This is a genomic window from Rhodococcus opacus B4 (assembly GCF_000010805.1).
GTDB classification, from domain to species: Bacteria; Actinomycetota; Actinomycetes; order Mycobacteriales; family Mycobacteriaceae; genus Rhodococcus_F; species Rhodococcus_F opacus_C.
This window is the reverse complement of record NC_012522.1, coordinates 5221734-5245959: the sequence shown is the minus strand read 5'-3', so window position 1 is coordinate 5245959 and position 24226 is coordinate 5221734. Positions and strand designations below refer to the sequence as shown.

The window sequence follows — 24226 nt, the reverse complement described above, 5'->3', positions numbered from 1 at the left end:
GTGTCAGCCTACGGCCCGCACCCGAACGTGATGTGGGCACGCCCCCGTGAGTACTTGTTAACCGCGGGCGGTTAACAAGTACTCACGGGTGTGGCGTGGTCCGCCGCGGCCAGGCCGAACACCAGAGCAGGCGCGATGCCGCCCGTGTACGCGCGGTTGTAGAGCCCGCCGGTGTCCGATCCGGCGGCGAACAGGCCGCTGATCGTGCCACCCGCCGAATCGAGGACACGGCCGTGCTCGTCGATGCGGATGCCGTGGAACGGGAAGGTCAGCGCCGGGCATGCCTCGACGAGGTAGTACGGGCCCTCGTCGAGCGGGGACGAGTCGAACCTCCGCGGAGGCTGCCCGTCCGTGCCGACCGCCTTGAGAGAGCGGATCTGATTCGCGATCGCGACGCCGTCGTAGCCCCACTCCTCGGGAAGGTATGCGAACTCGTCCAGGTTCTCGGCGATGCCGCACCGCCCGCCCCGGCGCTGCGCGAGGTCGAACTTGTCGAGCGAGGCGGCGCCTTCGACGTAGCTGCCGGTGATCCAGTCGCGGTAGACCCGCGCGTCGGCGACGAGCAATCCTCGCGACTCGGGCTGTTCGAGCAGGTCCATCGTCGTCAGGTGGTCCCCGACCGTCTCGTCCGTGAACCGGCGGTTGTCGAGATTGAACAGCAGCGCATGCTCGCTGTAGTAGAGCGACAGCGCCACGAAATCGGACGGGTCGCGAAAGCGCACACCGGTCGGTACGAGGTGGCCGTAGAAGCCGGACCGATCCGTTCCGGTCGCTGCGCCGACGGATTCGGCCAGGCGTAGTCCGTCACCCGCGCTGACCGGATTCGAGCGCAGTTGCATCTCGGATGCCGCGGGGTGGATGTGCGCGGCGGCCAGTGCGGTATTCGCCTGGAATCCACCGGTCGCAAGAATGGTTGCTCCGGATCGTATTTCACATTCCGTACCGTCCGAGAGCCGCACGCGCGCACCGACGACGACGCCGTCGGACGTGATCAGCGAGAGGGTGTCCGCGCCCGCGTGCAGTTCGCCGCCGTGACTCCGGATTCGCCGGCGACACTCGTCGATGTAGTGATTCGTGTCGAACTGATGGCCGGTTCCGTAGCGGAGAACGGTCACCGCGTCCGCGCAGGCGACGCCGAGCGACCGGATCCAGTCGATCCCGTCGGAGAACCCGTCGACGAGCGCCCGGCACAACGCCGGGTCACCGTCCGGGTTGACCTCGTCCATGACCTCGTGCGAGGGCGCGGTCCAGGCATATCCGGCGAACTGGGCGGACCCGCCGATCGCCGCGGACTTCTCGACGACGACGACCGACCGTCCGCGGGTCGCCGCCCGCGCGGCCGCAGTCAACCCGGCCATTCCGGCGCCGATGACGAGTACGTCGGTTTCGATTTCTGGCATCTGGTGTTCCTCATCCCCTTCGACCGAGCAGTGGCACTGCCCGCAACACCGTAACCCCTCAACTGAAGTCAGTTCAAGAGTTCGGTAGCTCGACGGACGCATCCAACGGCCCCCCGATCGCCATGTGATTGCCGCCACAGCATTTCCTCTATACCATCCGTTGAACTGAACTCGATTCAAGGAGCGGATGTGCGGAAAATTCTTCTCACCGTCGGCGTGGTACTCGCCACGACGTTGACAGCATGCGGGTCGCAAGCCGGCGACGGCGATCCGGGCGGGCCGATCAAACTCGGTGCATGGCTCCCCCTTTCGGGTCCGCAGGCTTCGGGAGGTCTTCCTCAGGAGGCCGGCACCCAGGCGTTCTTCGACCAGCTCAACGCCGCAGGAGGAATACACGGCCGCCCCGTCGAGTGGACTCCCGTCGACAATGCCTTCGATCCACAGCAGACGATTCAGGTGGCGCGACAACTGGTCTCACGCGACAAGGTCGTCGCCATCGTCGGCGCCAACGGCACGGCCACCACGGAGGCGACGTTCCCGTTCGTCCTCGAACAGAACAAGATCCCCATCTTCGGGACCTACGGCGGTTCGGCCGCCTGGTACGACCCGCCGAGGGACGGCCTGTTCGGCAGCCAGACGCTCTACGAGAACCAGGCGCGCGCCGCCGCACAGTGGGCCCTCGACGAGGGCGCGAAGAAGGTCACCATCATTCGCAACGATCCAGCCGCATTCGTGAACGTGGGCGCGGTCGCGACAGCCGAACTCGAGAAGGCCGGGGCGCAGGTATCGACGGTCGAGGTCAAGCTCGGGACCACAGACTACAGCCCGTTCGTGTCCCAGATCCGTTCGTCTGCACCCGATGCGGTCCTGACGATCCTGCCGATCCAGGAGGCCGCGGCCTACCTCAACGAGATGGCCCTACAGGGTGTCGAGATCCCCAGCTACGGCTACTCCCCCACGATCGGTAACAGCCTGCTCGACCTCGCGGGTGCGAACGCGGAAGGGTTCCGCGCCGTGTCGCTGACGCTGCCGCCCACCGCCGACAACCCGGAGGTCGAGGAGTACCGGCAGGCGCTCGCGAAGTACAAGCCGGGCGAGAAGCCCGACTTCTACTCGCTGGCAACGTATGGCTCGGCCAAAGCATTCGCCCAGATCCTTGCCGGCATCGACGGCGACATCACGTCGAAGTCCGTCACCGACGCGATCACCACGAGCGGCACACTCGACACCGGCGTGATGCCTCCTCTCACGTTCAGCTCCGACGAGCATCTCGGCACCGACAGTGTGGTCCGAGTCCAGGTCGAGGGTGGCAAATTCGTCCCCATCGGAGACTTCGTGTCACCGCAGTAGCACGCCGAAACGCATCCAGGTCGGAAAACCCGACCTGGATGCGTTCTTTGTTGTGGAAGGCGAGCAGTCAGACCGTGAAGCGTCCTCGGTTGCTGAGAAGCACCGCACCGACCACGTTCCTCGCCTGTTCCGAAGCGAGGAACAGCACGTTGTCCGCGATCTCGTCCGAAGTCGCATACGGCACCGGCGTGTTGTTGACCCACTGCACTTTGAGTTCTTCCGGTGTGCGCGCGGCCATGCCGGTCTCCGTCGGGCCGGGAGCGACGAGGTTGAGTCGGATGCCGAACGCCACCACTTCCTTGGCGACGGCCTGGCAGAACGCATGAACGGCGGCTTTCGACGCCGCGTAGTGCGGGTATCCGATCAAGGTGTCGAACGCCGACGACGACCCGATCACGACGATCGCGCCGCCTTTCGGCTTCATCGCCCGCACCGCGGAGCGGACCACGTGGAACGTGCCGTCGAGATTGACCGACATCACCCGGCGCCACTGCGCGTCGGTGAGATTCGCCGTCAGGTCGATCGGCGTGCCCGCGGCGGCGGCGTCCGTGATGATCTTCTTGGACTCCGGGTCGTCCACGCCGGCAGCATGGACGACGACGTCGAGCCGACCCTCGGCGGCGAGAATCTCCGCCATGACGGCGTCGACGGCCTCCGGGTCGGACACGTCGACCCGCGAGATCATCGTGGGGTCGTCGCCGTGCCGCCGGCGCACATTCTCAGCCGCGATATCCGCCACGTAGACGCGGGAAGCTCCCTCACCGACGAGCTGTGCGGCGACGGCCGCCCCGATCCCCGATCCGCCGCCGGTGACCAGGGCGACCGCCCCCTCGAACCTGCCCTGTCCTGCCGTCAGAGACATAGTCATCTTCTCCGTACTCCCCTTTCTCCGTGCCCGAACGAGGTCGGGACAATTCAGTGCAGTTCACCGGTGGAGGCTGGGATATCCGTGCCGAAGTACGCTGCCTCGGCGGTCCGGGCGAATTCCGGCGTACCACTGTTACCGCGCGCGACGACCTCACCTTGACGCAGAACGACTACCTCGCTGCAGGATTCGAGCGCGCGCGAGAGTGACTGGTCGAGCAGGATAGTTGTGATGCCGCGGCGTGCCAGAGCATTGACCTGTGAGTAGACCTCGTCGACCATCGCCGGGGACAACCCCAGTGCGGGTTCGTCGAGGATCAGGACCTCGGGGTCGGCCATCAGCGCCCGGGCGATGGCGACGAGTTGCTGTTCGCCGCCGGACAACGAGCCGGCCGGTATGTCCATGCGAGTGCGGACGCGTTCGGGGAGCCCCTGGCGCAGTTCGTCGAGCCGAGTTCGCAAGGTGCGACCGGAGATTCCTGCGGCGTACGCCGCGACCTCCAGATTCTCCCGCACCGACAGGGTGCGGAACAGCGCGCGCCCCTCGGGAACCAGGCTGAGGCGCAGTGCGTCCGTGCCGGTGACCGTGCGGGTGCCGCCGGTCGACTGCAGGTCGCCGTGCAGGATCCGCCCCAAAGTGCTCTTGCCGGCGCCGTTCGCGCCGACGATGCCGAGAATTCCGCCCGCATGCACGTCGAGATCGATGCCGGACAATGCCTGCACACCCGCGTAGTGGTGCTCGATCCCCCGCACGGAGATCAACGGAGTCGACGTCCGGTCGATCGCGGGTGCGATCAGAGTCGTGTCGATGTTTCCGAGGTACGAGTCGCGGACCTGACGGTTCTGCAGGACGGTGTCCGGGGTTCCGTCGGCGATCAGCTCGCCGAAGTCGAACGCCACCACGCGGTCTGCGACGGCGAACAAGTCGTCGAGCACGTGGTCGATGATGATCACGGACGTTCCGGCCTTCGAGAGTCGCCGGATGTGGCCGGCGAGGGTGTGCCGTTCATCCGCGTCGAGACCGCCGAACGGTTCGTCGAGCACCATCAAGCGCGGGTTGTCGGCCAGCGCGGCGATCGCACGCGCCAGGTCGACCCGTTTCTGCAGCCCGAACGGCAGTTCGTCGGGGAGTCGGTGCACGTGGTCGGACAGTCCGACACTCGAGAGGACCCGCACCGCACTGTCGCGATCGGCCCGGCGCCCCCAGCGGTTGACGACACTGACATTTTCGAGCACGGTCAGTTCCGCGAAGAGTTCGGCATGCTGAAAGGTCCGGCCGAGGCCGAGCGAGCGTCGACGAGTGGCGCGTACCCCGTGCAGGGGCCGGCCATCGAGTTCCATCGTTCCCACGACTTCGCCGCCACCGATCAGGCCGCAGAGGGCGTTGACGAAGGTCGTCTTGCCTGCGCCGTTGGGCCCGATGATCGCGAGCACCTCACCGGCACCCACGCGGAGGTCGATGTCGTGCACGGCCTGAAGACCGCCGAATCGAACACCGAGCCCCTCCGTCTTCAGCACGGCTGCCGCGGCCCCACCGGCGGGCGTGTTCGTTCCCGACTCAGCTGTGTCGAGAAGCATGGGCAACGTGGGGCGGCCGAGTACCCGCGTGGCAGGGACGAATCGGTGCAACAGCTTTCCGACCGTCGGGACGATCCCGTCGGCGAGGAACAGCAGGGTGAGAATCAGGACTCCCCCGATCAGGTACGGCTGGTCGATCGACAGCGACGACGACAACGTCGGCGCGGAGGCGAGGAACGCCCCACCCAGTACGGCGCCGATCACGCTGCCGGTCCCGCCGAGCACGGTCGCGGCAATCAGGTTGACCGCGAACACCATCGAAAAGCCTTCCGGGCTGATGAAGCCCGACAGCAGGGCAAGGAGCACACCCGCCAGACCCGCGACACCCGCGCTGATCGCGAAACCGAGGCTCGATTGCAGTTCGGGAGCGATGCCGATCGACCTGCCGGCCAGGGGGTGCGTCTTGGCCGCGACCATGCGCATGCGAATGGTGGTGCGGCGCATGAACACCGACACGGTGATGGCGAGACCGAGGACTCCGACGGCCAGGTAGGTGACGTCGTCGGACGACGGAACGAGGTCGCCGAAGGCGTCGACCGGCACGCCCTGGTCGCCGCCGGTCACGCTCTTCCACGCGCCGATGATTTCGAGCGTCACCAAGGTGAACGCCAACGTCAGGAGCGCGACGTACAGCACGGAGAAGCGGGAGCCGGCGAACCCGAGAAAGCCACCCAGCATTGCACACAGTGCAACGGCGACGACGGATGTGAAGGCCGATCCCCAGCCGTGACTGCTGCCGTAGGCCGTCGCATACGCGCCGATCGCGACCATTGCGGGATGCCCGATCGACCAGATACCCGTCCACCCGGCCAGAAGCGAGATGGACAGGACGATCAGTCCGTACACCGCGGCAAGTCCGACCGTGTAGACCTGATAGCCCGGAACGAGTCCGGCCGACAGCACCGCGATTGTCAGAAGCGCTGCGGCCGGTCCGCCGAGAAGTTGACCGGTGCTGTACAGCCGCTGGGCCCGGCGTCCTGCACCCCGACCCGAGATGTCTTGTGTGACCATGGATATCAGACCCTCTCGAAGGTTTGGCGGCCGAAGATGCCCTGGGGACGGATGAGCAGCACGAGCACCGCCACGCAGAAGACGAACGTGTCGCGGAAGCTGGCGGAGATGTAGGCCGCAGCGAGGTTGTCGAGGACACCGATGACGAGCCCACCGATGACCGCGCCGTACATGCTCGTCAGACCGCCCAGCAGGATGCCGGCGAACGCCCGGAACAACACCGGGGCAAGGATCACCGGCGACACCCCGGTCTTCGGGGCGTACAAGAAGACTCCCAGCACCGCCAGCGCCATGCCGAGAGCCCACGCGATCCGCGCGACCTTGTGCGCGTTGATGCCCATGATCTCCGCGGTCTCGGCCGATTCCGCGACCGCACGCATCGCAGATCCGACGGGCGTGCGCGTGAACAGGTATGCGATGGCCGACACGGCCAGCGCGGCGAGCAGGATTGTCACGAGGTCCTGCAGCATCAGGTTCGAGTTGCCGATCGAGATCGTGCCGTCGACGAGTTGCGGGAATCGTCGCGGTTGCTCTCCCCAGTACTGGCCGATCACATGTTCGACGATGATCGACAGCCCCATCGTGACGACGAGCGCGGCGAACAGCTTCCCCTGCCCGAGCGGACGAATCAGCGCTTCCCGCACCACGACTCCGCTGAGGGCGCCGAAGGCCACCGCGACGACCAGCGCGACGACAATGCCTACGCCGGCCCCGTACGCACTGAGGGCAACGTAGATGGCGAGGGTCGACAACGACGCCATGGCGAAATTCATGACGTCGGTGGATCGGAAGATGATGACCAATCCGAGTCCGATGAGACCGTACACGGCACCGTTGGCGATGCCGGTGGTCAAAGTGATGAACAACTGGTCCACGATGCCTCCGAGGGGCGGCCGGAATTCAAATTGAGTTGACTTCAGTTCAAGTAACGTAGACGACCGCGGGTGTGAGCGCAACCACACCCCACACCCCTGTGAGTACTTATTAACCGCCCGTGGTTAATAAGTACTCACAGGCTGCGGAGCGGCCTTCGGCGACGGCGTGGGCGACCTTGCGCGGCACGAGCGCATCGCCGATGACGTGCACGCGTGCGCTTTCCGGCACGAGGAGTGACCAGTCGAGCGAGCGCCGCTCACCGGCGACGACGATGCGGTCGACATCGAGCCGCGACCGCGCCCCCGACAGGGTGTTCTCGAACTCGACCGTGCCGCCCGAGACCGAGACGAGTGACGACAGCACACGGACGTCGACCGGCGCGCCCGACAGCCGGCGCAGGTACTGGACCCGGCCTTCGGCGGGCAGACCCGACGCGAAGGCCGCGGCCGGTGTCAGGACCGTGACCCGGTCGGCGCCGGCGGCGAGGGCGGCTTCGACCGAACTCGCCGCCGGCCAGAGCCCGAAGCCGTCGTCGACCACCAGGACGTGGCCGTGCAGCGACTCCCCGCCCCCGACCAGCGCTTGCGAGGAGAGCAGGGACTTTGTCCCCGCCGCTTCGGGAGGGAGCACTTCCCTTGCGCCGACGGCCAGGACCACCTCGTCGAAGTCCTCCAGTTCGGCGGCGCTCACCGTGTGGCCCAGACGGATCTCGACTCCCGGCATGTTGGCCGAGTAGTAGTCGAGGAGGCGACGCCAGCCGCTGCGGTGTGGCGCGTCCGCGGCAACCGCGAGCTGGCCTCCGATCCGCTCGCATTGTTCGAAGAGTGTGACGTCCCGATCGGGCCCGAGCCGCATCGCGCACTCGAGCCCGGCCGGGCCGGCGCCGACGACAGCGATCCGCCGCCGGTTCCTCGACGAGCGTGTCGGACCCAGCGTCAGCGGGTGTGCCGGACGCGCAGCATGGCCGGGCGGCGCGAGTTCGGGATTGACCGAGCAGAGCAGGACCGGGTCGAAGGCCCTGCAGTCCTCGTTGCACGACACGCACGGTCGGATCGAGGCTTCCCGGCCGGTCAGTATCTTCCTCGGGAAGTTCGGGTCCGCGATCAGCGGTCGTGCCACGCCGACGAGGTCGGCCCCCGAACGGAGCGCGCTGTCGATGGAGGCGCCGGTGCGGAACGCCTGTGACACCAGCAGCGGTGCCGCCGCAGCGGCACGCAACCGACCGACCGCGTCGAGGAGCGGTGGGTCGGTGACGGCCATGTCGCGGACGTACGTGGTGCGGACGCCGACCGTGACGTTGACGTAGTCGAAACCGGCGAGGTGCGGAAGTACCTCGCAGAGCCCGTCCATGCTCAGGCCGGCCTCGTCGTCGCCTTCCGCGGAGACCCGCACACCGAGGACGACGCCAGGGCAGGCGTCGCGAACCACAGAAGCGATGCGGTCGAGAATTCGCACCCGCCGGGACACCGTCGCGGCGTCTCGGCCGACATTGGTGATCGGCGAGAGGAATTGCGCCAGGAGATATCCGTGGGCCGCGTGCAGTTCGACGACCGGGAATCCGGCGGACCACGCGTGGACGGCGGACGTGCGGAAGGCGTCGACGATGTCGTCGACGTCGGCGGGAGAGAGGGCGCGAGGACGTGTCGGTTCGCGCGGCGAGCGGACTGCGGACGGCGCGACGGGATGGCTCCACAGCTCGGCGCCGAGCGTCTCGCGCCCGAGGTGCACCAGTTGACATGCTGCGACGACCCCCTCTTCCGTGATCGCCCGCGCCCGCGCCTCCAGGCCGGCGAGGACCTCGGGGCGCCAGGCCTCGGTGATGTTGCCGTTGCGGTTGGTCGAACCGGGTGACACCACCGTGCCGCCGACGATGAGCATCGCGGCACCGCCGGCCGCGCAGCGCCGCCAATAGTCGTCGTCGCCGCGTGCGGGGATGCCGCCGGCGACGGCTCCCGAGGCGTGCGGCGTCCCGACGAGGCGGTTTGCCAGCTGTAGCGAGCCGATCTGCAGCGGCTGCGCTGCGCGTGGTGTCGTCATCCCGATCTCCTAACTGAACTGGATTCACTTCATACGCTAACAGGTGATTGACATCACAGGGGCACTTCTTTAGATTCAAACTGATATCAGTTCAATTTCGCGAGGAGCAACATGTCGTTCGTTCTCGTCCACGGCGCAGGAATGGGCGCCTCCTGCTGGGAGCCACTCCTCCCCCTGCTCGAACAGGACACTCTCGCAGTCGATCTCCCCGGACGGGGACGACGACACTCCGTCGACCCGCGGTCCGTCACCCTCGACGACTGCGCCGCCGCCGTCATCGACGACGTGGAGGCGGCCGACCTCGTCGACGTCGTCCTCGTCGCGCACTCCTTCGGGGGCGTGACGGCCCCTCGGGTCATGCAGGCACTCGCTCCCCGACTACGGCATGTCGTCTATCTCTCCGCCGTCGTCCCGCCCGACGGCACAAGGGTGATCGACCAGATCGACCCGGACGTCCGCACCGCCGTGGAAGCCTCGATAGAAGACGGTGTGTACCGCCAGGATCCGACGGGGGCCGCCGCGATGCTCTGTAACGACATGGATGCCGAGCAGACGGGCTGGACGATCGATCAACTGGTCGACGACTGCGGCGCGCTCCTCACCGAGTCGGTCGATCTGTCCGGTCTCCGCGCCGACATACCCCGCACATACGTACGGTTGACCAAGGACGTCTGCTACCCACCGGAACTGCAGGAGCGTTCGGCAGCCGTCGTCGGCGGCGACACCGTATTTCTCGAATCCGGCCACATGGCCATGGTCACGATCCCCGATCGCGTTGCTGCGCTGCTCAATGCTCTCGCGTCGTAGGCCCGTTCCACTCCCCGATCCGTCACCGAACACCCCAGGTTCGCACTCGCCGAACCGATTCCGGAAGGACATTCCTGCCATGAGAAGAGTGCCGATCAAGCTGATGTCCGTCGCGGTGGTCGCCGCGTTCGCCTCCGCCGCGTGCGGTTCCGGCGGTTCCGGCGTCAACCAGCCCGTGTCGGGCACATGGGACGACGTCGTCGCGGCCGCCAAGGGCGAAGGCAGCGTGCTGCTGTACTCGAGCCAGAACCCAGCCAATCTCGAGGCGCTCAAAGTCGCATTCCAGCAGGAGTACCCCGAGATCTCGCTCGAGTACGTTCGCGGAACCGACGCCGACATCAACCCGAAGGTCGAGGTCGAGAATCAGACGAAACGCGGCACGGCCGACGTCCACATGCTTACCGACGCTGCCTGGATCGAGACGGCCGCGGAGTCGGGAACCTACTCGACGAATCTCCTCGGACCGGCTTTCGATGCGCCGGAGTACGAACCACAGAAGAGCATCGTTTCCGACAAGTTCTTCCTGACGAGTGCGGCGGTGTTCTCCCTCGGATGGAACACGACAGCGCTTCCCGGCGGTCTGCAGAAGCCGGCAGACCTTCTCGATCCCGCGCTGAAGGGCAAGATCGGCATCGTCAACCCGTCGGGCATTGCCTCCTACGTCGACTTCTACCGATTCTTCGAGAAGAACTTCGGCGCCGACTATCTACAGAAGCTCGCCGACCTGGAACCGCGCATCTACCCGAGCGCGCTGGGCGTGGCTCAGGCCCTGACCTCCGGTGAGATCGTCGCCACCCCGGTGGTGCAGCCCCTGGTGCGCGAGAAGGAATCCGGCGCACCGGTCGACTGGGCGCTGCCCTCGCCGCCCTGGGGAACGCCCTGGTTCACGCACGCCCTCTCCGCGGCGCCGCACCCGAACGCGGCTCAGGTGCTGGCGAATTTCATGGTGACCCCGGCCGGCCAGAAGGCGTTGTCGCTCGGCTACGCGAGCGCCCTCCCCGGCATCGAGGGTGCCGTCGCACGCGCCCAGGACATCACCCTGCCCAACCCGTCCGATCTGACCCCCGAATCGCTCACCGAATACCAGTCCGACTGGGAAAAGCGATTCATCCAGTGACGACGCACGACGCGCGACTGCGTGACAAGTGTGCTCTCGTCACCGGTGCGGCACGAGGGATCGGCGCCGCGACAGCGGAACTCTTCCACGCCCACGGGGCGACGGTGTACCTGTGTGATGTCGACGACGAGACGGGCACGAGTGTCGCGGCGAAACTCGGTGCGGGAGCGCACTATCTACACCTGGACGTCACCGACGAGGCCCAGTGGACGCGGGCGACCACCGAGATGGCCGATCGCGACCATCCGATGAGCATTCTCGTCAACTCCGCGGGCGCCGCGTCCAAAGCGTCGATCATGCAGACCTCGCTCGCCGAGTTGCGGCGCATGATCGACCTCAATCTGGTGGGCACGTTCCTCGGACTGCAGGCGGCGGGCGCCGCGATGACCACCGGCGGATCGGTCGTCAACCTGTCTTCGCTGCGCGGGGTCCTCGCCACCGCCGAACTCGGCGCGTACGGCGCGTCCAAGTTCGGCGTTCGTGCACTGACCCGGGTTGCGGCGCTGGAGTTCGCCGAATCGAACATCCGGGTCAACGCGGTCTGCCCGGGCAGCATCGACACGGCGATCACCGCAGGCGCCGATTTCGCGAACGACGACATGGACGCCTACGTGAAAAGCATTCCGTTGCAACGACGCGGCCTGCCACTCGAGGTGGCGAAGGCGATCCTCTTCCTCGCGAGCGACGACAGCAGCTACGTCACCGGCACCGATCTCATGATCGACGGTGGAACTTCCGCGGGCGCCCGGACTCCGAAGCGCTCGTCACCGTGACCGGGACCCTTGCCGGTCATCGACACCACAGCTATCGTGACATGAACTGAATTCACTTTATTTCCGACCACCCATTCGCAACCAGGCAGGTGCCAGGTGACATCGCAATTCCGGGTTTCCAACCTGACCAAGACCTTCGGGTCCAACACCATCGTCGACCAACTCGACCTCGACATCGAGGACGGTGAATTCCTCGTCCTGCTCGGCCCCAGCGGTTGCGGGAAAACGACCACACTCCGCTGTATCGCCGGTCTCGAGACTCCCGAGGGCGGGTCGATCACCTTCAAGGACCACACCGTCTTCGACGCGTCGGCCCGGATCAATGTTCCGGCCTACAAGCGCAACATCGGCATGGTCTTCCAGTCCTACGCGTTGTGGCCCAACATGACGGTGCGCGAGAACATCCGATACCCGCTGAAGGTGCGGCGGATGAAGAGCGCCATCGCCGCCGGCCAGGTCGAGACCGCAGCGGGGATGGTGGACTGTGGAGCCCTGCTCGACCGCTACCCCTCCCAGCTCAGCGGCGGGCAGCAGCAGCGTGTGGCGGTGGCTCGCGGTCTGGCCGCGCAACCCGATCTGGTGCTGTTCGACGAACCGCTGAGCAATCTCGATGCACGACTGCGCGATCAGGTCCGCTCCCAGATTCATCAACTCCACCAACGTCTGGGCTTCACCGCCGTATTCGTCACCCATGATCAGGCGGAGGCGTTCGCGCTCGGCGACCGGCTCGCCATCATGAAGGCGGGCAAGATCGAGCAGTACGACACCCCTGAGCGGGTGTACGAGGCCCCGTCGTCCGACTACGTCGCCGCCTTCATCGGCATGGCGAATCGACTCGAACTCGTTCGGCGACACGAGGGGTGGACGACGCGAGCGGGCACTCCGGTCGACCTCGGTGCCGCCGTCATCCGTGGCGGGCACGTCGACGGCGACGCGGCACTGGGCAGAATGCGTCCCGACGACCTCGCACTTCATCGTTCACTCGACGAGGTCGCCCCGGGCGACGTCGGTCTCACCGGCGAACTCGTCACCTCGGAGTACGGGGGCCGCTATTTCGACGTGACGGTCGACGCCGGTGGTGAGCGGTTGTACCTCCGTGCGGATGCCTGCCGGCACGGAACCTGGTTGCGTGGCGCCGCCTCGGGAGCCTCGCTGGTGGTCAGCTTCTCCCCCAGCGCACTGCGGGTGTTCCCGCACCCCGACGGGCACGTCGATCTGCAGGTTCCCGAGCTCGCCACCGCCACTGCTCGATCGGAGGCGTGATGGCTACGGTTGCCCTGAACCGCGGCGTGCATCCGCTCGTCGTCAGTGCGGTGTGGCGAACCCGGATCGGGTACGGCGCGCTGATGGCGGTCCTCGCCTACCTCATCGTGCTCCCGCTCTTCCGGCTGCAGTCGCTGGCGTTCGAGGACGGCGCGCGCGGGTATCAGGCCCAGTACGGGCGATACGACATCGCGCAGACCATCCGGACGACCATCGCCCTCGCCGTCACGTCCCTCGCCATCGCAATGGTGCTGGGGACGGTACTCGCGTTCGCCGCCACCAGGCTGCCCCGCCGGCTGAGTTTCCTCCGGATCGTCCCCATCCTGCCCATCGTGATGCCCGCGGTCGCCAATGTCGTCGGCTGGGCGTTCCTTCTCTCTCCGGGTCCCGGATACCTCAACGCACTCCTGCGGAATCTCCCCTGGTGGAGCACCGTGGACTCCGGACCGATCGATGTCTACAGCACGCCGTGGATCATCATTCTGACCGGTTTCGGACTCACCTCGTTCGTCTACCTCTTCGTCAGCGCGGGAATGCAGAACATCAGTTCCGAGCACCTCGAGGCAGCGCAGATCAGCGGTTCGTCGACGCTCGGGGTGTTCTTCCGCGTGGTTCTCCCCCTGCTTCGCCCCTCCCTGGTGTACGGCGGCGGAATCGCGCTACTTCTCGGATTGGGCCAGTTCACCGGACCGCTCCTGCTGGGGCAGAACACCGGCGTGAAGGTGCTCACCACCGAAATGTATCGCCGTGTGTCGGAGTCGCCGGCGGATTTCGCGGCCGCGGCGGCGGCGGGTTCACCGCTCGTCATCTTCGGAATCGTCGTCGTGCTCGCGCAGAAGATGCTGCTCGGCAATCAGAAGCGTTTCGTCACGCACGGGGGGAAGGCGTTCGCACCGAACACCGGGCGCTCGGTCTGGGCCGCCACGTTGATCTCCGTCTATGCGTTTCTCGCGCTCGTCGTTCCGTTGATCGGGCTCGCTATCGTGGCCCTGTCTCCGTACTGGTCGGAAACACTGTCCTGGAATCTGTTCACGCTCGACAACTTCCGGGCACTGTTCCAGACGGCGAGCATCGTCGACTCGGTGTCCACCAGCCTTCTCACCTCCGTCGTCGCGGTCGTGATCTGCGTGCCGATCGGCTACCTCACCGCCACGCTGCTCGTGCGCGGTCGGCGACACCGGGTCCTCGGGACCATCGGTGACGTCATCACCGCTCTGCCCCTGGGCATTCCCGCGGTGATCTTCGGCGTCGGGTTCCTGCTGACCTACACCCAGCCTCCGCTGATCCTGTACGGCACCAAAGCGGTCATCATCCTCGTGTACGTCGTGCTCATGGTGCCGTTCTCCACCCGAATGCAGATGACGGCGATGCTCTCCCTCGGGGAGACGTACGCCGAGGCGTCGGCGACCAGTGGTGCGAGCCCGTTCGTCACCAACATCCGGGTGATCCTGCCTTTGATGCGACCGACCGTGCTCAGTGCCGTCGCCCTGATGTTCATCCTGCTGACCCACGAATTCGCCGCCTCGCTGCTCGTGCGGGCCGCCACGACACAGGTGATGGGTACGCTGCTGTTCGACCTGTGGGAGAACGGTTCCTACCCGCTGGTGGCGGCGATGGCGCTGCTCATGACGGCGGTGACCAGCATCGGTGTCGTCATCGCGATGCTGGTCGGCGGCCGGAACGTGTTGAGCAATCTGTGATGCCGCGAAGCCCTGCCAGATCGAAAACGAATGACAAGGAGTCACGATGAGTGTCGGCCCTGACCGACTTCGGGACAAGGTCGTCCTGGTGACGGGTGCGACCGGTGGAATCGGCGTCGAGATAGTCCGCAGACTCGCCGACGAGGGCGCTCACGTCGTCGCGACCGATCTCGACCAATCCGCCTGCCACGACCTCCTGCGAACCCTCGCCCGACCGGAGCGACATGCCGCACATGCCCTGGACGTCTCCTCGGAGGAACAGTGGGAGGCGGTCGTCGCCGCAACCGAGTCGGGTTTCGGCGCACTCCACGCCCTGGTCAACAACGCCGCCATCGGCAGCGTCGCCACGGCCGAGGACGAAACCCGTGCCCACTGGGACCGTGTGATCGGGATCGGCCAGACCGGCACGTGGCTGGGCATGAAACATGGCGGCCCCCTGATCGAGCGCAGCGGCGGCGGATCGATCGTGAACATGTGCTCGATTCTGGGCACCGTGGGCGGTCTGGGAAACAGCGTCGCCTACGCGGCCGCGAAAGGTGCCGTCCGCACGATGACCAAGAACGCCGCCCTGCACTGGGCGAAAGCGGGCGTGCGGGTCAATTCGCTGCACCCGGGCTTCATCGGCACGGCCCCGTTGCTCGAGCGCTGGGAAGGGAGCGAGCGCCATCGCGAGATGCTCGCCGGGACGCCGATGGGACGGCTCGGGCGCGGTGAGGAGATCGCGGCCGCGGTCGCCTTCCTCGCCGGCGACGATTCCGGCTTCGTCACCGGTTCGGAGATCTACGCCGACGGTGGGTGGACCGCGGCCTGAGCCGCGCACACGAACATGGCCTCCGCGCAACGCGGAGGCCATGTTTCTGTGCCGGACGGGTTTCCGTGCCGGAGGGCGGCGTCATCCCAGACGGCACAGCGTCTTTCCCACGGTGCGTCCTCCCAGCATCGCGACGATGGCGTCCGGCGCCGACTCGAGACCGTCGAACACAGTTTCCGTGGCCACGAGCCGGCCGTCGCGGAGGTAGCTCCCGACCTCGGCCCGCATGTCGCCGAGCAGATGGTCGTACGCACCGGCCCGGAACCCCTTCACCGTGAGGTTCTTGGCCACGATCTGAAAGAGGTTGTTCGGACCTGCATTCGCCGTCTCCCCGTCATAGGAGGCGACGGCGCCCGCCATGGCAACCCGGCCTCCACGCCGAAGGTGGGACAGGGCGGCCTGGAGATGCATTCCGCCGACGTTGTCGAAGTACAGATCGATGCCGTCCGGCGCTGCGCCGGCGAGTGCGTCGGCGAGGTCCGGGGTGTGGTAATCGAACGCGGCGTCGAGACGCAGTTCCTCCGACAGGAACCGGACCTTCTCGGCGGATCCGGTACTGCCGACCACGTAATGGCCTCTGAGCCGGGCAATCTGCGCAGCGAGGCTGCCGACCGCTCCCGCCGCCGACGAGACCCAGACGATATCTCCGCCCGTGAGTTCACCGATACACTGCAAGCCCACATAGGCGGTGAGCCCGGAACTGCCCAGCGCGCCGAGATACGCCTGCGGAGGGTGCTCGCTCGTGTCCAGTTTCGTCACGCCGCCTGCCCCGGCCAGGGTGTCACCGTCCTCCCGGATCACAGCGAACTCGCGAAAGCCGTTGATGTGCAGCACCGTGTCGCCCGGTTCGAAACCGTCGTCGCGGGATCGGATCACCTCACCGACGGCCAACCCCGCCAGCGTGTCCCCGATGCGGAACGGCGGTAGGTAGCCGGCGGGTCCGGTGGGCCCGAGACGCATCCGGACGGACGGGTCGATCGACAGCCAGGAGTTGCGCACGAGGATGTCGCCGGGCCCCAGGTCTTCCGGAACGGTCACGACGTCGAGAGAGAGGTCGTCCGGCCGAACCTTTCCCCGGGGATGACGCGCCAGTTTCAGCTCACGACTCTGCACGGGAATCCTTTCCACTCAGACCACGGAGAAGACGTCGTGGCCGTCTCGTCTTCGGACGGTGAGCCGGCCGCGGTCGACCAGGGTGTCGAGGTGCGCGAGGGTCTCACACGTGGCGATCATTTGGTTGAACGGGTCGAGCGTGGTGAACGGCCTGCCGCGGCGAGTCCACGTCACCGTGTGCGCCACGGCAGTTGCGGTCCCCTGTCCGAGCGAGATCAGCGCGTTGCGCATGGCATCGAATCGCCGGTCATGGTGCGCGAGAAGCTCTTCTACTCGACTGTGCACGGTCGGCGTCGGATCTCCGTGCGCCGGCAGGAGCTGCGAATCGGGACGGTCGAGCAGTCGGGACAGCGAGTCGAGGTAGCGCCCCAGGGGCAGGTCCCACTCGCCGAGTTCGAAGCCGATCGACGGCGTGATCGAGGGCAGGACGTGGTCACCGCTGAACAGCAGGCCGTTCTGCGTGTCGTGAAACACCATGTGCCCCTTGGTGTGGCCGGGTGTGTGCACGACGTCCACGGCATGCTCCCCGATCCGGAGCGAACCCGCGGCGAGCCAGTGGTCAGGCTTTTCCCAGTCCGAGGGGTGGAAAGGTTCCGCGGCGGTCAGAGCCTCGACAGCGTCCGCGAGGACGGGGGCCCCGGCGCGGCGGAGTTCGTGGAGCGAATCCGTGGGCACGTTGCTGCCGAGCGCACTGACCGCCGCCAGCCCGTCGGCCTCGGCGACACCGAGGTGGACGCGGGCGCCGTGACGGCGGCGGAGTTCGACGGCGAACGTGTAGTGATCGCGATGCACGTGGGTGACGTAGATGTCGTGAATCTGCGTGGTACTGCGCCCGATCCGGCGCAGTGCGCGCTCCATCTCCGCGAAGGTGGTGTCGACTCGCCAGCCGCCGTCGACGAGGGCCAGGCCGTCGGGAGTCTCGAGGGCGTAGACGTTCACGGCTCCGAGACCGTCGCCCGGCATGCGGAGGGGAATGCGATGGACACCGGGCGCCACCTCGTAGCAGCCCGGCTCCATCCACCCTGCCCTCATGATTCGCCGCTGCCCACTTCGACCATCGTCTTCTCCTCGCCCATGACGAGGATGCGTTTTCCGCGCATCTGGCCGACGTTGTCCACTGCCGCTTGCCATTGCGGGCTGGCGAGCGCGGCGTCGAGGTCCTCGCGGGAGTCGAAGCTCAGGATCGACACGCCATCCCATTCCCGGGACCGGTCGTCCATCGCGTCGAGCACCTCCGTGTGCTGCCATCGCCGCAGGCCGGGAAGCGGATAGGTGACGTCGGCGTGCTCACCGCGCCACCACTCGATGAACTGCTCGTGGCTCCAGTCGTGGGGGCGGGCGGCCAGGACGATCAAGTTGTACATCTTCACTCCATAACTGACATGAATTAAGTTCACTTACTGAGGGTGTGCGAAAGCCGCCCCGCGAACGTAACGCTTTTATGCGCCGACGATACGCAGAGTGGCGTCGCGAACGTACTGGTTGAGCTGGTCGAGACTCATGTCGCCGCCGGGGCGGTACCACCGCCACACACTGACGAGCAGCCCGAGGACCAGCCGTGCCATCAACCGCGGATCGGCGTCGGCGAATACTCCGGCTCCCATCCCCCGGGCGATGAGGAGGGACCACGCCTCCTCGATCGAATTCACCAGCGCACGTGAGGTCTGACGCTCGGCTTCTTCCTTCTCGGACTGCCGGGGGGTGGCGAGCAGATCCATGTGACTGTGGAGGATGCGTCGCTGCAGTGCGTCCCGGGGCGTCGCCTCCAGGGCGCTGGTGACCGCGGCACCGAGCGCCTCCACCGGGTCGTCGACGCCGTCGATGGCGGCCGTGAAGCGTTCGAGCGACTCCGCCAACTCCAGGCGCATGATGGTCAGCAGGCAGTGCGCCTTGGACTCGAAATAGTGATACAGCGCCGTCTGGCCGATACCGACCTCGTCGGCGATCGACGCCCACTTCGTGTGCTCGAAGCCCACTTCCCCGAAGCGTTCGATCGCGGCCGTGAGGATGAGCCCGCGCTTGGAACGCGGACCGTCGCGGAGCGTCATGGCTTCTACGGACACGGGATCCCCATCTGTTGTCGGGTCGGTACCGGTAAGAGTACCTGAACTGAGGTCGGGTCGGGTCGAGATCAGGAGCTCTCGGCACCGGCGAGCAGGCGTGTTGCGAGGCTCACCGCATCCGGTCGAGACAGTTTCCCGACCCGGTTCTGCGGCAGATCGTCGATCGTGAAGACGAACTCAGGCCACTTGAACTTCGGGAACTCGTCGTCCCCGAGGTGCGCGGTCACGTCGGCGAGGGTGATCGGTGCACCCGTGCTCACGACCAGGGCCGCGGCGCGTTCACCGAGCAGTTCGTCCGGCACCGGGACCACACACACCTGGGACACGGTCGGGATGCGCGCAATGGCCGCCTCGACCTCGTTGATGTCGATATTGCGGCCCCCGCGAATGATGATCTGCTTCTGCCGCCCCATGACCCGGATGCTCCCGTCCTCCGCGACTTCGACGAGGTCGCCGGTGGGAAGGAACCCGTCCGCGGTGAGTTCGGGCGGTGCGGGGACCCCGGCCCGGGCATAGCCGACGAAGAGGGAGGGTCCGCTGACCTGGGCATCGCCGACCCGCCCCGGCGGCAGTGGAGCGCCGTGCTCGTCGACCGCTCGGACGACGGTCCCGGGGAAGGGACGGCCGTCCCGCCCCAGGCGCACGGCCGGCTCGTCCGAGGGCAGCGGGGTGGTGTGCCCGAGGCATTCGGACATGCCGAACACCCGCAGGAACGTCGTCCCGAGGGTCTGTTCGGCGCGACCGAGCGCGCCGGCGTCCATCGGGCCGCCGCCGACGGTCATCGCTCGCAGCGAGGCCAGTGCCCCCGCCGCGTCCGGCGCGACCGCCAGTTGCAGCGCCATGGTCGGGACGAGCATCGTCCACGCAACCTGGTGTTTCCTCACCACCTCGAGGGCGGCGACGGGCTTCCAGCCGTCCATACAGACCATCGGCGCGGCCAGCATCGCCGGGAGATAGAGCCCGAAGCAGAATGCGGCCACCGACGAGAGCGGAACGAACGCGGCGACCGGATCTCCGGGTTCGAGACCGACCGCGTCGATCGTGCACCGGCAGGCGTACCGGATCGCGGGTTCCGACTGCACGACGCACTTGGGGTGTCCCGTCGACCCGGACGTCATCGCGATCGCGATCCCGCCGTTCCATCGCGCGACATCACTGACCGGTGATCGCGACCAGCGCATCGACCAGCCGCCCAGCGCGGTCTCCTCTTCGGAGAAGTGATCGTCCGAGGCGCCCCAGTGCGCCAGCGACTCCCGATCGGCGATCACCACGTCCGGTGCGATGTCGTGCAGCGCCACGGCGAACTCCGACGGCGTCGCGTGCCTGCTGAACACTGCGACGACGCCGCCCCGCAGACCCACCGCGAGCGCCGCGGCCAATGTCCGCCAAGTGTTGTCCGCCTGGACGAGCACGGTGGGCGATCCGCCGGGTCCGGTGTCCAGCAATGCGGCGAGTTCGGTCGCCGCCGCGACGATGCGCGAGGCGGTGTGCTCGCCCGACGCGTCGACGACCACGATCTCATCCGGCGAACTCTGTGCGCGAGCAACGAATTCGCGAGCCAACTCCCACATCCCGCAGACCTCCTGTTTACCGAACCATTGTCATTCTCGGTCATCATGTGCAGCAACGCGCCGCTTCGCCGGTCACGGCACGAGGACGGCGCGCCCGGTGATCGCTCCGCGGCGCAGGCGGTCGTAGACGTCGAGGGCGTCGTCCAATCGGTATGCGGCCGACTCGACGCTCAACTGCCCTCGATGCGCGAGGTCGACCACCGCCTCGAGATCCGTGCGCGTTCCCCAGAACGGGGCGCTGACCTGCCAGCCGTTGGGTAGTCCGAGGTTCTTGCCGACCGTGAGCCGGCCTCCGCCGCTGCCCACCGCGACCAGACGGCCGCCGGGACCGAGCAACTGCGCAGCCGGGTCCATCGTGGCCGGCGAGCCGACGAAGTCGAAGACCACATCGGCGACGGTCGACTCACCGATCCGGGCGAGGTCGGCGAATGCCGCGTCGGCTCCCAGCCGCAGCGCAAGCGCGCGGGAATCCGCACGCGGATCGACGGCGAACACGGTGCCTGCCCCGAGAGCGCGCAGGATCTGGACGGCGAGATGGCCCAGTCCCCCGACCCCCACCACCACGGCGACGGAGTGACTGTCGACGAGTTCCCGGTTCGTGCGGATCGCGTGGTACGCCGTCAGGGCAGCGTCGGCGAGCGGGGCGGCACTCTCGGGGGCAAGCCCCCGGGTGCGCACCACGAACCGCTCCGAGGGGACGATCATGGCGTCGGCCAGACCGCCGTCGTAGCCGAGACCGCTGCCGATGGCCGGGAGCAGACCGTCCGCCCCCGGCCGCAGGGCGTGGCAGTAGTTCTCCCTGCCCCGCCTGCAGTTGCGGCACTCCCCGCAGGACCAGACGCCGTGGACCACCACGGACTCGCCGATCCACGAACTGTCGGCGTCGGGGCCCGCGCCGACGACGATTCCGGCCACCTCGTGCCCCAGCGTGAGCGGCAGCGGGTAGTCGAAGACGCCCGCGGGTGCGTCCATCACATGCAGGTCGGATCGGCAGAGCCCGGCCGCCCGGACCTCGATCAGCAGTTCGGCGCGCTGTGGTTCGGGAACGCGCACGCGCAGGACCTGCGCGGGTTCACCCCAGACGGTCATGCGCACGGCGCGCATCGTGTCGATGGTCATCGTCGCGTCGCCTACCTGGCCGTCCAGCCGCCGTCGACGACGAGCGTCTGTCCGGTGACGTACGAGGACGCGTCGGATGCGAGGAACAGCACCGCACCGTCCACTTCGCCCGCCCGGCCGCCGCGGCCGAGCATCGTGTTGCGGCGCACCCAGTCGGCCGAACGCTGATTGCTGAACAGTCCGTCGGTCATTTCGGTATCGAACCATCCGGGCACGACGGCGTTGACACGGACGCCCCGCCTGCCCCACTGACCCGCCAGTTCGCGGGTCAGACCGAGGATGCCCGCCTTCGACGCCGCGTAGCTCGCACCGCCGATGGGGGCGGTGGACACCAACCCGATCACCGAGGAGATGTTGATGATCGAGGTCGCCGCGTCCTCCGGAACGTCCGACGTGGCGTACGTGGCGAGGTGGAAGCCCGCGGCGAGGTTCACATCGAGAATCGACGAAAACCCGTCGGCGGTTTCGTCCTCCGCGTTAGGAGGTCCGGGCGTACCGGCATTGTTGACCAGGACGTCGACGTGACCGGTCCGCTCGCGGGCGCGGTCGACGAGCCGGCGGCGGTCGGCGTCGACGGTGATGTCGCATTCGACCGGGACCACGGTGCCGACCTCCTCGGCCAGCGCCGCGAGCCGATCGACCCGGCGGGCGGCCGCGAAGACCGTCGCGCCGGCCGAGGCCAGCGTCCGCGCGAATCCCATTCCCAGCCCGGACGACGCACCGGTGACGACAGCGACGCGACCGCTCAGCCGGAACAGCTCGGGTACGTGCATGTGGTTGCTCCTACTCGTGTTCGTGGCACGCGCGCGTCAGTAGACGGCGGTGCGTCCGCCGTCGACCGGGATGACGGCGCCCGTGGTGTAGCCGGCGCGGTCACCGGCCAGATGCACGACGAGGCCGGCGATCTCATCCGGATGCCCCAGCCGTCCGGCGGGGAGGCGGTCGACGATCTTCCCGACGAACTCGTCGTCCCAGTCCGCCGCCATGTCGGTCGCGAATCCGCCGGGCATGATGCAGTTCACCCGCACCGTGGGTGCGTATTCCTGCGCGAACGCCATCGTCAGCGCGTTGAGGCCATTCTTCGACGCCGCATACATCGCCTCGGGCGGGCTGGGCCGCAGCGCACCGATGCTCGAAATGTTGATGATCGAACCGCCTCCGGCCGCGCTCATCCTGGCACCGGCCACCGCCATCAACCGGAACGGTCCCTTGAGGTTGACTTCGATCGTCTTGTCGAACAGCGACTCCGACACCGACTCCAGTGTCGGTGACAGGGGCGCGATTCCGGCGTTGTTCACGACGACGTCGAGCGTCCCGAACTTCGCGAGAATGTGGTCTACCGCCAGTTCGATCGCGTCCCACTTCCCGACGTGCAGCGCGAGCGGTTCGGCGATTCCGCCGGTGTCCCGGGTGATCGCGTGGGCCGCGGAGACGCACGCGTCCTCCTTGCGGCTCGACACGATCACGGTGGCCCCGGCGGCGGCCAGCCCACTCGCGATCGCATACCCGAGCCCGCGGGTGGCCCCCGTGACGAGTGCGACCTTGCCCGTCAACTCCTGTGTCGTGGTCATGCGTACTTCTTCAGTTCGAGGCGCGCGATCGTGCGCAGGTGGACTTCGTTCGGGCCGTCGGCGATCTGCAGTGCCCGGGTGATCGCGTACAGCCGGGCCAGGATCGTGTCGTCACTCACCCCGGCGGCGCCGTGCGCCTGGACGGCGTGGTCGACCACCCGATGGGCGATCTCCATGGCGGCCACCTTGATCGCGGCGACTTCCGAGCGGGCGGCGGCGTTGCCGCGGGTGTCCATCAGCCACGACGCCTTCAGGACCAGCAGCCGGATCTGGTCGATCTCCATCCGGCTCCGCGCGATCCACTCGCGTACCACACCACGGTCGGCGAGCGGTCCACCGAATGCGTTGCGCTGCAGTACTCGTCGGCACATCAGCTCGAGGGCGCGTTCGGCCATGCCGATCGCCCGCATCGCGTAGTGCATGCGTCCCGGCCCGAGCCGGCCCTGCGCGATCGCGAACCCGTCGCCCTCGGCGCCGAGCATGTGGTCGGCCGGCACCCGGACGTCCGTGAACTGGACCTCGCCGTGGCCGAGCCGGTCGTGGTAGCCGAACATGGGCAGATCGCGGAGCACCTCGATACCGGGGGCGTCCGCGGGCACCAGGATCATGCTCTGCTGCCGGTACGTCGGAGCGTCGGGGTCGGACTTGCCCATGAAGATGACGAGCTTGCAGTCGGGGTCGAGAATGCCCGAGGTGTACCACTTCCGGCCGTTGAGGACGTACTCGTCGCCTTCACGGCGGATGGTCGAGGTGATGTTGGTGGCGTCCGAACTCGCGACGTCCGGCTCCGTCATCGCGAACGCCGACCTGATCGTGCAGTCGAGGAGCGGCCGGAGCCAGCGTGCCTGCTGCTGCGGGGTGCCGTACATGGCGAGGATTTCCATGTTGCCGGTGTCGGGTGCCGAGCAATTGATCGCTTCGTTGCCGATCACCGAGCGTCCGATAATCTCGGCGAGAGGGGCGTACTCGAGGTTGGTGAGCCCGGCACCCCACTCGCCGTGCGTCATGAAGAGGTTCCACAATCCGAGTTCGCGTGCCTTCGCCTGCAGGTCCAGCATGACCTTCGGCTGCTCGTGCGGGTTGTCGTTGGAGCTGATCTGCTCGTCGTACACGGCCTCGGCCGGATAGACGTGTTCGTCCAAGAAGGTGCGCAACTGTTCGAGCAGTCGCTCGGTGCGTGCGGAGTATTCGAAGTCCACGTG

Annotated in this window: 21 protein-coding genes; 7 read left to right on the top strand and 14 right to left on the bottom strand. The window is 67.2% G+C overall.

The genetic code is table 11. The annotated features are described in order from the left end of the window. Nucleotides 1-71 precede the first annotated feature (71 nt). Nucleotides 72-1400, bottom strand: a complete 1329-nt coding sequence (locus ROP_RS24140; protein WP_015888625.1) for an FAD-dependent oxidoreductase — start codon at nt 1398-1400, stop codon at nt 72-74. A 189-nt stretch (nt 1401-1589) separates the two neighbouring features. Between ROP_RS24140 and ROP_RS24135 the strand changes: the two genes are divergently transcribed. Beyond that, the gene (locus ROP_RS24135) at nt 1590-2750 is read left to right on the top strand and encodes an ABC transporter substrate-binding protein (protein ID WP_015888624.1); all 1161 of its coding nucleotides are present in this window, start codon (nt 1590-1592) and stop codon (nt 2748-2750) included. Between the two features lie 67 nt (nt 2751-2817). Here the strand turns inward: ROP_RS24135 and ROP_RS24130 are convergent, their stop codons facing one another. From ROP_RS24130 to ROP_RS24115, 4 genes are all read right to left on the bottom strand, one after another. Further along, nucleotides 2818-3612: an SDR family NAD(P)-dependent oxidoreductase gene (locus ROP_RS24130; protein ID WP_015888623.1), complete on the bottom strand. Its 795-nt coding sequence runs from the start codon at nt 3610-3612 to the stop codon at nt 2818-2820. Nucleotides 3613-3665: 53 nt separating this feature from the next. Next, nucleotides 3666-6203 (bottom strand): branched-chain amino acid ABC transporter ATP-binding protein/permease, encoded by a 2538-nt coding sequence (locus ROP_RS24125; RefSeq protein WP_015888622.1) that lies wholly within the window; start codon nt 6201-6203, stop codon nt 3666-3668. A 5-nt stretch (nt 6204-6208) separates the two neighbouring features. After that, nucleotides 6209-7078: a branched-chain amino acid ABC transporter permease gene (locus ROP_RS24120; RefSeq protein ID WP_015888621.1), complete on the bottom strand. Its 870-nt coding sequence runs from the start codon at nt 7076-7078 to the stop codon at nt 6209-6211. 109 nt (nt 7079-7187) lie between these two features. Then, a complete protein-coding gene (locus ROP_RS24115) occupies nt 7188-9116 on the bottom strand; it encodes an FAD-dependent oxidoreductase (protein ID WP_015888620.1) in 1929 nt (642 codons plus the stop codon). Between the two features lie 111 nt (nt 9117-9227). On the opposite strand from ROP_RS24115, the gene ROP_RS24110 reads away from it, so the two are divergent. From ROP_RS24110 to ROP_RS24085, 6 genes are all read left to right on the top strand, one after another. After that, nucleotides 9228-9923 carry an alpha/beta fold hydrolase gene (locus ROP_RS24110; RefSeq protein WP_015888619.1) on the top strand — a complete coding sequence of 232 codons (696 nt, stop codon included), beginning with the start codon at nt 9228-9230 and terminating at the stop codon, nt 9921-9923. A gap of 79 nt (nt 9924-10002) precedes the next feature. Beyond that, complete coding sequence (locus tag ROP_RS24105) at nt 10003-11040, top strand: ABC transporter substrate-binding protein (RefSeq protein ID WP_015888618.1); 1038 nt, start codon at nt 10003-10005, stop codon at nt 11038-11040. Further along, nucleotides 11037-11813 carry an SDR family NAD(P)-dependent oxidoreductase gene (locus ROP_RS24100; RefSeq protein WP_015888617.1) on the top strand — a complete coding sequence of 259 codons (777 nt, stop codon included), beginning with the start codon at nt 11037-11039 and terminating at the stop codon, nt 11811-11813. Before ROP_RS24105 ends, ROP_RS24100 begins: the two co-directional genes overlap by 4 nt. 96 nt (nt 11814-11909) lie before the next feature. Further along, nucleotides 11910-13076 carry an ABC transporter ATP-binding protein gene (locus tag ROP_RS24095; RefSeq protein ID WP_015888616.1) on the top strand — a complete coding sequence of 389 codons (1167 nt, stop codon included), beginning with the start codon at nt 11910-11912 and terminating at the stop codon, nt 13074-13076. After that, the gene (locus ROP_RS24090) at nt 13076-14776 is read left to right on the top strand and encodes an ABC transporter permease (RefSeq protein WP_043825243.1); all 1701 of its coding nucleotides are present in this window, start codon (nt 13076-13078) and stop codon (nt 14774-14776) included. The genes ROP_RS24095 and ROP_RS24090 overlap by 1 nt, the downstream gene beginning before the upstream one ends. A gap of 46 nt (nt 14777-14822) precedes the next feature. After that, nucleotides 14823-15587: an SDR family NAD(P)-dependent oxidoreductase gene (locus ROP_RS24085; protein ID WP_015888614.1), complete on the top strand. Its 765-nt coding sequence runs from the start codon at nt 14823-14825 to the stop codon at nt 15585-15587. Between the two features lie 81 nt (nt 15588-15668). On the opposite strand, the gene ROP_RS24080 is transcribed toward ROP_RS24085, so the two are convergent. The 9 genes from ROP_RS24080 to ROP_RS24040 form a co-directional block, all read right to left on the bottom strand. Continuing rightward, nucleotides 15669-16700 (bottom strand): NADP-dependent oxidoreductase, encoded by a 1032-nt coding sequence (locus tag ROP_RS24080; protein ID WP_043826774.1) that lies wholly within the window; start codon nt 16698-16700, stop codon nt 15669-15671. A 15-nt stretch (nt 16701-16715) separates the two neighbouring features. Further along, nucleotides 16716-17732 (bottom strand): MBL fold metallo-hydrolase, encoded by a 1017-nt coding sequence (locus ROP_RS24075; RefSeq protein ID WP_015888612.1) that lies wholly within the window; start codon nt 17730-17732, stop codon nt 16716-16718. Continuing rightward, nucleotides 17729-18064: an EthD family reductase gene (locus tag ROP_RS24070; protein WP_043826773.1), complete on the bottom strand. Its 336-nt coding sequence runs from the start codon at nt 18062-18064 to the stop codon at nt 17729-17731. The genes ROP_RS24075 and ROP_RS24070 overlap by 4 nt, the downstream gene beginning before the upstream one ends. Nucleotides 18065-18139: 75 nt before the next feature. Further along, nucleotides 18140-18748: a TetR/AcrR family transcriptional regulator gene (locus tag ROP_RS24065; protein WP_015888610.1), complete on the bottom strand. Its 609-nt coding sequence runs from the start codon at nt 18746-18748 to the stop codon at nt 18140-18142. An 83-nt stretch (nt 18749-18831) separates the two neighbouring features. Next, the gene (locus tag ROP_RS24060) at nt 18832-20334 is read right to left on the bottom strand and encodes a class I adenylate-forming enzyme family protein (RefSeq protein WP_015888609.1); all 1503 of its coding nucleotides are present in this window, start codon (nt 20332-20334) and stop codon (nt 18832-18834) included. Between the two features lie 72 nt (nt 20335-20406). Then, complete coding sequence (locus tag ROP_RS24055; RefSeq protein WP_015888608.1) at nt 20407-21453, bottom strand: NAD(P)-dependent alcohol dehydrogenase; 1047 nt, start codon at nt 21451-21453, stop codon at nt 20407-20409. Nucleotides 21454-21464: 11 nt separating this feature from the next. Continuing rightward, nucleotides 21465-22226: an SDR family NAD(P)-dependent oxidoreductase gene (locus ROP_RS24050; RefSeq protein ID WP_015888607.1), complete on the bottom strand. Its 762-nt coding sequence runs from the start codon at nt 22224-22226 to the stop codon at nt 21465-21467. Between the two features lie 36 nt (nt 22227-22262). Beyond that, nucleotides 22263-23024, bottom strand: a complete 762-nt coding sequence (locus ROP_RS24045; protein ID WP_015888606.1) for an SDR family NAD(P)-dependent oxidoreductase — start codon at nt 23022-23024, stop codon at nt 22263-22265. Further along, on the bottom strand, nt 23021-24223 hold the full coding sequence (locus ROP_RS24040) for an acyl-CoA dehydrogenase family protein (protein ID WP_015888605.1): 1203 nt from the start codon (nt 24221-24223) through the stop codon (nt 23021-23023). Before ROP_RS24040 ends, ROP_RS24045 begins: the two co-directional genes overlap by 4 nt. Between the last annotated feature and the right edge of the window lie 3 nt (nt 24224-24226).

Bases quoted from the DNA above. Each gene is read 5' to 3' on its own strand.
- ROP_RS24085 (WP_015888614.1), top strand. From the start codon at position 14,823: ATGAGTGTCGGCCCTGACCGACTTCGGGACAAGGTCGTCCTGGTGACG.
- ROP_RS24090 (WP_043825243.1), top strand. From the start codon at position 13,076: ATGGCTACGGTTGCCCTGAACCGCGGCGTGCATCCGCTCGTCGTCAGT.
- ROP_RS24050 (WP_015888607.1), bottom strand. From the start codon at position 22,226: ATGCACGTACCCGAGCTGTTCCGGCTGAGCGGTCGCGTCGCTGTCGTC.
- ROP_RS24130 (WP_015888623.1), bottom strand. From the start codon at position 3,612: ATGTCTCTGACGGCAGGACAGGGCAGGTTCGAGGGGGCGGTCGCCCTG.
- ROP_RS24060 (WP_015888609.1), bottom strand. From the start codon at position 20,334: ATGTGGGAGTTGGCTCGCGAATTCGTTGCTCGCGCACAGAGTTCGCCG.
- ROP_RS24125 (WP_015888622.1), bottom strand. From the start codon at position 6,203: ATGGTCACACAAGACATCTCGGGTCGGGGTGCAGGACGCCGGGCCCAG.
- ROP_RS24105 (WP_015888618.1), top strand. From the start codon at position 10,003: ATGAGAAGAGTGCCGATCAAGCTGATGTCCGTCGCGGTGGTCGCCGCG.
- ROP_RS24140 (WP_015888625.1), bottom strand. From the start codon at position 1,400: ATGCCAGAAATCGAAACCGACGTACTCGTCATCGGCGCCGGAATGGCC.
- ROP_RS24045 (WP_015888606.1), bottom strand. From the start codon at position 23,024: ATGACCACGACACAGGAGTTGACGGGCAAGGTCGCACTCGTCACGGGG.
- ROP_RS24055 (WP_015888608.1), bottom strand. From the start codon at position 21,453: ATGACCATCGACACGATGCGCGCCGTGCGCATGACCGTCTGGGGTGAA.
- ROP_RS24075 (WP_015888612.1), bottom strand. From the start codon at position 17,732: ATGAGGGCAGGGTGGATGGAGCCGGGCTGCTACGAGGTGGCGCCCGGT.
- ROP_RS24110 (WP_015888619.1), top strand. From the start codon at position 9,228: ATGTCGTTCGTTCTCGTCCACGGCGCAGGAATGGGCGCCTCCTGCTGG.
- ROP_RS24070 (WP_043826773.1), bottom strand. From the start codon at position 18,064: ATGTACAACTTGATCGTCCTGGCCGCCCGCCCCCACGACTGGAGCCAC.
- ROP_RS24115 (WP_015888620.1), bottom strand. From the start codon at position 9,116: ATGACGACACCACGCGCAGCGCAGCCGCTGCAGATCGGCTCGCTACAG.
- ROP_RS24065 (WP_015888610.1), bottom strand. From the start codon at position 18,748: ATGACGCTCCGCGACGGTCCGCGTTCCAAGCGCGGGCTCATCCTCACG.